At 57.0% G+C, this 9,539-nt stretch carries 5 protein-coding genes; 1 reads left to right on the forward strand and 4 read right to left on the reverse strand.

What is annotated here, in order from left to right; genetic code table 11:
- Nucleotides 1-36: 36 nt before the first annotated feature.
- The 4 genes from U9R61_RS17250 to U9R61_RS17265 all read right to left on the reverse strand — a co-directional run bounded on the left by U9R61_RS17250 (nucleotide 37) and on the right by U9R61_RS17265 (nucleotide 6,784).
- Nucleotides 37-2,217: a heavy metal translocating P-type ATPase gene (locus U9R61_RS17250; protein WP_322490053.1), complete on the reverse strand. Its 2,181-nt coding sequence runs from the start codon at nucleotides 2,215-2,217 to the stop codon at nucleotides 37-39.
- 428 nt (nucleotides 2,218-2,645) lie between these two features.
- Nucleotides 2,646-4,472 carry an ATP-binding protein gene (locus tag U9R61_RS17255; protein WP_322490054.1) on the reverse strand — a complete coding sequence of 609 codons (1,827 nt, stop codon included), beginning with the start codon at nucleotides 4,470-4,472 and terminating at the stop codon, nucleotides 2,646-2,648.
- A 3-nt stretch (nucleotides 4,473-4,475) separates the two neighbouring features.
- Nucleotides 4,476-5,627, reverse strand: a complete 1,152-nt coding sequence (locus tag U9R61_RS17260) for a DNA double-strand break repair nuclease NurA (protein WP_322490055.1) — start codon at nucleotides 5,625-5,627, stop codon at nucleotides 4,476-4,478.
- A complete protein-coding gene (locus U9R61_RS17265) occupies nucleotides 5,624-6,784 on the reverse strand; it encodes a Druantia anti-phage system protein DruA (protein ID WP_322490056.1) in 1,161 nt (386 codons plus the stop codon). Before U9R61_RS17265 ends, U9R61_RS17260 begins: the two co-directional genes overlap by 4 nt.
- A gap of 277 nt (nucleotides 6,785-7,061) precedes the next feature.
- Between U9R61_RS17265 and U9R61_RS17270 the strand changes: the two genes are divergently transcribed.
- Nucleotides 7,062-9,302 carry a 6-phosphofructokinase gene (locus U9R61_RS17270; RefSeq protein WP_322490057.1) on the forward strand — a complete coding sequence of 747 codons (2,241 nt, stop codon included), beginning with the start codon at nucleotides 7,062-7,064 and terminating at the stop codon, nucleotides 9,300-9,302.
- Nucleotides 9,303-9,539 lie beyond the last annotated feature (237 nt).

Here is a 9,539-nt window from a genome sequence, read left to right on the forward strand (position 1 = left end):
TTTGGAGGGACACAGCGTCGCTGTGTCCCTCCAAACCTACGACCGCCCCCGGAACCCCAACAACCGCATGCCGTTCAACGTCACCACCAACGACGCCCCCACATCGGCCAGCACTGCCATCCACATCGTGCCGAGACCAACCAGCACCAGCGCGATAAACAGCAACTTGATGCCAATGCTAAATGCGACATTCGCCGCAATGGTGCGCATCGTCCGCCGGCTGAGCGCCACCGCAAACGGCAACTGGCGCAAATCGCCGCCGAGCAACGTGATATCGGCGGTCTCCATGGCCTGCGTCGTGCCGCCGACGTCAGCGCCGATCGCGATGCCGACATCGGCGCTAGCTAGCGCTGGCGCATCGTTGATGCCGTCGCCGACCATCGCGACTGCACTGTCAGGCTGGCGCAGCTCGCTCACCGCCTGTGCCTTGTCTTCCGGCAACAGGCCGGCCCGCACCTCATTCACACCGAGTTCGCCGGCAATTCGCTCGGCGGTCGCCGGTTCGTCGCCGGTCAACATCACCACCCGCACGCCTTGATCGCGCAGGGCGGCAATCGCGCTACGACTCTCTTCGCGCACCGTATCGGCCACGGTAATGGTGCCGCGATACCGGCCATCAACCCCGACCATCAGCGGCGTGCGCCCAAGTTGGCTATCGCGCTTTGCAGCAAGGCAGTGCCATTCATCGTGGGCCAATGTCTGATCAAACACCCGGTGGCTGCCGATCAGCACTTCGTTGCCGTTCACCACCCCCTGTACACCCTTGCCCACCAATGCCCGCACCTGTTCGGCTAGTGGCAAAGGCAGACCGCGGCTGGCAGCCGCGCTCACAATGGCGTGGGCCAGCGGATGCTCGGAACGGCGCTCGACCGCACCGGCTAGCGCCAGCAACTCATCGCAGGTCGCACAATGCCCGACCGGGGCAGCATCAGGCGCACTGCATCCCACTGCGCGTAACGCCACCACCGCCGGCTTGCCGGTGGTCAGCGTGCCGGTCTTATCCATCGCTACGGTCTTCACCCGCGCCAGCGTCTCAAGGTAGGCGCCACCCTTAATCAATACCCCGTGGCGGGCCGCCGCGCTGAGGGCACTGACAATGCTCACGGGAGTGCTGATCACGAGCGCGCACGGACACGCCACTACCAGCAGTGCAAGGCCGCGGTAGAGCCAGCCAAACGTATCGGGTGCGGGATCCCAGAACGGCTGACCAAACAAGAGCGGCGGCACAATCGCTACCAGCGCCGCCAGCGCCACCACCAGCGGCGTATAGTAACGGGCGAAGCGATCGACAAATCGTTGCACCGGCGCGCGCCGCTCTTGCGCCTCTTGCACCAGATGGATCATGCGCGCCACCGCACTCTCGGCGGCGGGCCGCTTAACGATCACCTCCAGACTCCCCTCCCCATTCATCGTTCCAGCAAACAGCACATCACCCGCATCCCGCTCGATCAACCGGCTCTCACCGGTAATCGGAGCCTGATTGACCAGTGAACTCCCGGCAGCCACCGTGCCATCAACCGGAATCCGCTCGCCGGGTTTGATCACAATCCGGTCGCCGGGGCGCAACGCCGCCACCGGCACGACCTGCTCACCGGTGGCGGTGAGCAAGGTTGCCGTAGGCGGGGTCAACTCCAACAGGCTGCGAATGGCATGGCGCGCGCGGCTAGCCGTGTAGCCCTCCAGCGCCTCGCCGATCGTATACAGCACCATCACCAACCCCGCCTCGACATACGCACCAATGATCACCGCCCCAACGGCGGCAATCGTCATCAGCGCATCAATGCTCACCTCGCGGTTGGTACGCAGCGTGCGCCAAGCATTGCGCGCCACCAACGGCCCCACCAGCGCCAAGCCACCCAACGCCAACCCATCAATCCACCACGCCTCCCACTGCAACACCTCGTGCAGCACAATCCCCGGCAACACGAGCACCAACCCGATCAGCGCCAACTGCGTCTCGCGCCGGCTCAGCATAAAACGGAGAAAGGTCGGGGCCGGCTCTGGCTGCGCGTTCGCAACCGGCGCCACGTCGTACCCCAACTCGCGCACCCGCGCAATCACCGCGTCCGGCTCTACATCACCGGTGACGTGCAACGTCTCGGTGGTGAAATTCAGACTGCACAACGTCACCCCTTCCAGCCGGGCCACGCCACGCTCAACCGAACGCGCGCAATCGGGGCAATCCAAACCCTTAATCGTAAACTGCTGGTTGTTCATCGCAATTCTTCCTCAGCAGTGCAAACATGCGGTTCATGCCCTCACTCTACTGCATTCAGGCGCAAAGTCAAGGGGGATGAGTAAAAATGACACTATGTCTTAGATAAGCGAAACAGAGGACGGTGAACGTAACAATGCCGAGATATTGCAAAGTTGGGAGAGTGTCCAAATGGAGAATGGTTGCAACAGGCGAAATGGTTGGGCGGATGGTGCTAAACGTATTCAAGATACGTATTCATCACGGTACGGTCGAAGTTGCAACAGGCGAAATGGTTGGGCGGATGGTGCTAAAGCGCGTTTGTATCCAACCCCCAACAAACCTCTGCGCCCTTCGCGTCTTTGCGTTTAAAGACCTCTGCGCACTTTGCGTCTTTGCGGATCCGGACAGCCGTCCGGCTCTACTGCGCCTTTCTTGAACCGTACAATAGTTATCCTAATTGGTTACTCTGCAAAAAGTCGTCAACCTGATTAAAAGCATTGAAAAAGAGGGGTGTTCCCGCAAATGACAATGGTGAGACTGGCCCAATTGTCATGAATGAGTATTCGCGGCTCGTCGGATCGACCGAAGAGTGCGGATCACGGAAGAGTTGATACAAATCGAGCGCCTTGCTACGACCGCCGACCAATTCGCTCAATGCGCGGAACTCTGCCCCCATACTGAGGCCAAAGCCGAAAAAGAAGATGCGGAGCTGTTCCACGATTTCACGGTGCAAACTTGAGAGCGTTTGGCTGATGAACATCCAACCCACCCCATATTTGCGCGTCGTGCGGGCCGCATCGATTAAGATGCTGCGCACCGACTTTTGCTCTTCATCGCTCGGCTCTTCGCGTGGGGCAATCCGGTGGGCTTCGTCGATGAGGACCAGCGTGTTCAAGCCTTGTCCCTGCCGATAAGCCCGTTCCGCCGCAGTGCGAATACCTTCTAAGAGGCGTTTGATAACAAGCGACTGAATGGTTTCGTTCCAGAATAAGGACGTATTACTTGACCCATTTGCGTCCTCTGTATCCACACTAAGCAACTGAAGCTGGTGAGAAGGCGGCGTAATAACTGACGTGGCTTGTTCGACTGAAAGGTCAATCACGATGATTGGGTGCGAGGATGAGGGTGGATTTTGCGACCCAAATAACATATAAAGTAATTGCTCAACTTTATGGGCACCTTTGCGATCGACACGGAAGAGCTGGGCTACAGGGAGCCAAACCCGCTGATAGATGTTGTCAGGTGATAGTCTCTCCATTTGCTGCCGGACTTGTTCTCGTTTGTCCTTTGCACCATAGATTCTTACCAGAACTTGTTCTTCTTTTAACATACTCCAAACTTTGTTAAAAACACGCCGCTGGTGCAATTCGATAAGCTTCTCATTAACCTCTAGCTGTTCACGAACGACTTCAGCAGCTTGCCGTTGGTTTTGGGTTGCCTTAATCCCGATCTGCTGAAAGAATTTAGCCTCAAAGAGTATCTGTTCAAACAGATCCCATCGATCCAACACCAGATCTTTAACCCCAAACACCTGCCCAGATCGGCCCAATTTACTAAGCACAGTTCTCACTGGCAACTGAAACGCGCCGGGAGCCGTCTCGCCGCGCATCTCTTTGGCAAATTCGCCTTGTGGATCAATAACGAGCAACCCCATCTGAGGATGGCGCGCATACGCCAACAGGATCATTTTCGCCAATACCGATTTCCCGGAACCAGTCTTCCCGAAGATCCCCAAATGGTACGCTTCACCGGCCCCATCCGGGCCGCTGCCAAAATGTTTGAACCAACACGGCAAGAGTGGCGTCGAACCATAGACGTGACCAAGGTAGAAAATCTGCTGCTGTAAGGGTGCCAATAACTCTTGCAGCACCTCATTTGTGACGAGATGGATGGATGTACCGGTCGATGGTACCGTCCCCAAGATGCTAGGCCGGTAACGGCCGCCTTTGGCGCTGAACACAGCGCTAATTGTCATTTCGCCAAGGTGCGTATCTTGCCGTTCACTCACCGTATCGACCTTGCCCCGCTGGCGAATAAGACTGCGCATGGTTGGATCTTCATGCCAGACATTACGCAATTGCACTTCGGTAATCTGACCAAGGGCGTAATGTGGTGTTCCTTCTTGGGTATAGCGCAAAATAGCGAGTTCGCCAACCAATTTTTTGTTAATCGCATTCGCTAAAATATCAAGCGCAAGCTCTGATGTTGAGGAAGGCGAACCAATCACCCCAATCTGTTCGGCTTGGTCAATCAGTTGATCAAGTCGCTGCTTCATCGCTTAGAATCCTGATTCGGTACGGTAGCTGTGCAAGCCGATAAAAACGTCGTTGATATCACCCTGATATGCTTCAGCCATCTGCTGGCTGGTCACTTGGCGCAGCGTGGGAATAACCATCGCTAAATGCTTCACCATGCGATCAGCCATATAGAGCGGATACGGCTCCAAGACGGTTGCGGTTAAACACTGGTGGCGCAACCCCCACAAGAGTTCGGCTAACCGATTCCGGTTGGTCGCTATCGATTGAGCCATCTCAATACGTAGCGCGGGCAACCACGGCGATGGCCGATAGTATACGACGCGAATATCGTTCAATGCGGCGACAATATCGTTGTGGATCAGCTCGGCATCTGATAGAGCCTGAGCGGTAAGTGGCGCAAGATTGAGATGCCATGGCTCGGCGAGTTGTTGCAGCGCAATCGGGTTCGTGTATTCACCCGGCTTGAGCAAGAAACTGAGCAGGCTTCGATCATCTTGGGGTGAAGACCACTGTAGGTACTGACCAACTTCGCGCCGCGTGGTATATTTGGGCAATCCGGTCCAAGATCGATCGCTACGTGGTGACGTAAGAACTGTACGATATGCTTCGAGAAAAGTAAGGATTTGATCAATAAATTGACCGGTTGTTTGCAGATGACCAGTTTCTCTACTTTTATTCAACGCTTGATTAAAGTAAATCAGCGGCGTTGTCAAAGAGCCATCGAGCATGACAATCTGATGCGGCGCCTCTACCGCCAATTGCAGTTCATAGCCTATCATTAATGCCCGCAGCACTGTACCCGTATCGCTATGGTGCGTCTCAGACTGCACCCAAGCCCGATGGCGCGGCTCCGGCCAATGGCGGGTTTCTGACGGCGGGGTCAAACCCTCGACCGCGACCGCTGCGGCTGCGACCAAATCGCTGGCTAATAATCGCTCAACCGCATACGCCCCATCAATGCCGCACGTCGTCGGAATATTGGGATGGGCAACTTCGGCATCGCTCCCTAAGATCTTGCTCGCTTGAAGGTCGTTACGCCATTGATCGTACTGTTTTCGCAATTGGTGAAAGTCGTTGATCAGTTTATTGCTCAATTCACCGGCCCGGCTGAGGAATTCATCAACCAATGCCGCAGGCAGTTCACCAAAAATGCGTCCGGTTGGCTCATTCATACAGCAGCCTCTGCCACAGGTGCGAAGAGCTGATCATAGAGCGAACCTTTGCGCCAAGTTTGCCAATCGGTAACACGCTGGACACGCGGCAAGAGCCACCGTTCGCGCCACCATGCGGCCAAATCGGCAAAGGGCAAGTCGCGGTATTGCGGCTCGGTTGATCGCCCCTCCATATAATCTTCAAGATTCTCGACCAGCCGAAACAGAAATGCTTCCCGCTGCACGCCATGACGTAAGAGCTCTGCTGAGAAGCCAAGCCGATCGAGGGCGCGTACCATTGTTTGCCATTTCCGTCGCGGCCCTACCCCAAAACCGCCGCGCGTTGACACTCCTTGTTGTTCGAGGAATGCACGAAAGAGCGGGTACAGTTCGCTCAGATGAAAACTGCCATATCCTTCAGTATAGCCGATTGTCTCAGCAATCCGTGTTGAATGAAACTTGAGCCGGTTATAGATGCTACTCCGCCCAAATGCACTCGTGGTCGTTAAGGCAACTAGATGGGGCGGCAACATCCGTTGCTCCATTTCCGTCTTGCGCTGGGCATATTTGCGCCGATATGCATCACGCAGCTCGTTTGAAGCCGCAGCATACGCAACCAATTTGCCGCCGAGCAAGTGGTTGTATGGCGGTACTGCCCCCAATGTTTGGATGTCCATGGTCTGATTCACGAGCTCTGTTTTCCGACCCGGCGGATACTGGAATAATCGATCACGCACTGGAAAACTGAGCGGCGGCGATTGTAAAGCAATTAATCCGATTAACTTATCGTTACTTTTATCAAAAACTAAAAACCGCAACCGCCGTCCATATCCTTTTGAGAGTGGAATTGACCAGAGCAAGCGGGCAATCCGAAAGAGATGAGCGTCATGCTGATTCACAACTTCCCTCAAAACGGGATGGATCCGCACCGGCTCAACTTCACTGCCATCAGCAAAGTAGTGGATATAACGATCTAGGTACTTTTGCAACCATTGTTGGTGTTGCCCGATTTCTACTTTTGTTGCAGGCTGATGTAATAACCTTACCGTCTCCTTATCTGGAGTATATGCTACCAGCCTACCATTATCGGCAAGCGTGAACCCCATATCTTGCAAGCGTTGTAATAATAGATCTCTTAGTTCCGAAGCATCCATCGCATGGGTTGTCGGGTATTTCAAGCAGGTGCAACTTAACTTTGTTTAACAACTATATCATAGATACAACCGCATGGGTAGAAATCTCTTTCCGTCACCCACGCCGCAGCGTCGCGGACGCCTTGGCATTAAAAACCCTCTGCACCTTTCGCGCCTTGGCGCACTTTGCGTCTTTGCGTTAACCCTCTGCGCCTTGGCTCGCTTTGCGCCTTTGCGTTACCGAACTTGGCATCCTTTTCCGTCCCTGTGATATACTTGCGCATGCAACCAAGTCGCTATCCGCCAGAAAGGCGAGGGGACCATGACAGACACAACGATTCGCATCGGGGTGTTGACCAGCGGCGGCGATGCGCCGGGCATGAACGCGGCGGTGCGGGCCGTCGTGCGCACCGGCATTAGCCGTGGCTGTGAGGTATACGCGATTTATGAAGGCTATCAGGGGCTCATCCAAGGCGGCAAGCTCATCCGCCGCATGGATTGGAGTTCGGTCGGCGGGATTATCCATCGCGGCGGCACCATCATCGGCACTGCCCGCAGCGCCGAGTTTCGTACTCGCGAGGGTCGCCGGCAAGCGGTAGCTAATCTGCTTGCGCTCGGTATTGATCGGCTCGTGATTATCGGCGGTGACGGCAGTCTAACCGGGGCCGACCTCTTTCGCCGCGAGTGGCCAGAGCTGGTCGCCGAGCTGGTTGAAGCGGGCGAGGTGAACCACGAACAGGCAGCGGCTCACCCCCATCTGCGGATTGTCGGGATTGTCGGCAGTATTGACAACGACTTTTGCGGCACCGATATGACGATCGGCGCCGATACCGCCTTGCACCGGATTACCGAGGCGATTGATGCGATCAGCTCGACGGCGGCCAGCCACCAGCGCACCTTCGTGATCGAGGTGATGGGCCGCAACTGCGGCTATCTGGCCCTGATGGGAGCCATCGCCGGCGGCGCTGATTGGGCCTTGATCCCGGAAATGCCGCCGCAGATGGATGATTGGGAACAGCACATGTGCGATGTGCTGCGGATTGGGCGCGAGCAGGGCCGGCGCGACAGCATTGTGGTCGTGGCCGAAGGGGCCTGTGATCGCCACGGCAAACCGATCACCGCCTCGTATGTTAGGAAAGTGCTCGAAGAACGGCTTGGCGAAGATACGCGAGTGACCATCCTCGGTCACGTGCAACGTGGCGGCTCGCCGAGCGCCTTCGACCGCTGGATGAGTTCGCTGCTCGGCGCGACGGCGGTCGAAGAACTGCTGGCTACCGGCCCGGAGGCCGAGCCAAAGCTGATCGGCTTGCGCGAAAATCGGGTGGTGCGGTTGCCGCTGATGAACTGCGTGACCGATACCCGGCAGGTAGCCGAAGCGATTGCCCAACACGATTACGAACGCGCCATGGCGCTGCGCGGCAACAGCTTTGTCGAAGCCTATCGCACGCTCGGTACACTCATCCAGTCGCAGCCTTCGCCACCCGACCGGCTACGGCGCGGCCATCGCTTTGCGGTCATGCACAGCGGCGGCCCAGCGCCGGGGATGAACACAGCGGTGCGAGCTGCCGTGCGGATTGGGATTGATCGCGGACACACCATCCTCGGTGTGCGCAACGGTTTTCAGGGCCTGATCGATGGTGACATCTTCGAGATGGATTGGATGAGTGTGAGCGGTTGGGCGACGATGGGTGGAGCTGAGCTGGGCACCAACCGCAAGATTCCCCAGGGCAGCGAGCTGTACCAGATCGCGCGCAATATCGAGCGCTTCGGGATTGACGGCATCTTGATGATCGGTGGCTGGGCCGGTTATCAGGCCGCCTACAAGCTCTACAGCGAGCGCCATATCTTCCCGGCTTTCAATATTCCGATCATTTGCCTGCCGGCTACCATTGACAACAATCTGCCCGGCTCTGAGTTGAGCCTTGGGGCTGATACAGCGCTGAACAGCATTGTGCAAGCGATCGACCGGATCAAGCAATCGGCAGTCGCCTCGCGCCGCTGTTTTGTGGTTGAGGTGATGGGCCGCGACTGCGGCTATCTGGCCCTGATGAGCGGGCTAGCGACCGGGGCCGAGCGGGTCTATTTGCCCGAAGAGGGGATTAGCTTGCGCACCTTGCAAGCCGATCTCGACGAGATGATGAACTGGTTCCGGCGCGGCAAACGGCTAAGCCTAATCATTCGCAACGAAAAGGCTAATTCAGTTTACACCACCTCGTTTATCTGCTCGCTGTTTGAGGAAGAGGGCGGCAAGCTATTCGAGGTTCGGCAAGCGATCCTCGGCCACTTGCAACAAGGCGGAGATCCATCACCTTTTGACCGCATCCAAGCCACCCGCTTAGCGGTGCGCTGTATCGACTTTCTGATCGAACACGCCGACCAGTGCCAGCCGGTGGGGGCATTTATCGGCTATCGTGGTGGTAAAGTGCAATTCCACCAGCTCGATGATATGCCGCGCATGATGGAACCGGTCTATGCACGTCCTCGCGAGCAGTGGTGGCTTGAGTTACGCCACATGACCCAATTGCTCACCACACCACCATCGCTGCAGCGGGTGGCAGGCTGAAATGCGTACACAATGGCCAGGCCAACCGCGCAGATCGCAGCAAGCCAGCACATAATGTCAGTGTGAGTGGCTGACACTCCCGCCCCTACAGGGTGCGGGGTTCTCGGTTTTTGGCCCGCCCAACGGCAGCGCCTCCCCGAAGGCGGCGCCCCCTGCTGCAAGCTCGTGAGCGCGGCGTTATGGTCACGGTGCAACCCACAACCGCACGACGAGCAGGAGTGCCACCGCGCGGCGAGC

Source organism: Chloroflexus sp. (genome assembly GCF_034431535.1).
Taxonomy (GTDB): Bacteria; Chloroflexota; Chloroflexia; order Chloroflexales; family Chloroflexaceae; genus Chloroflexus.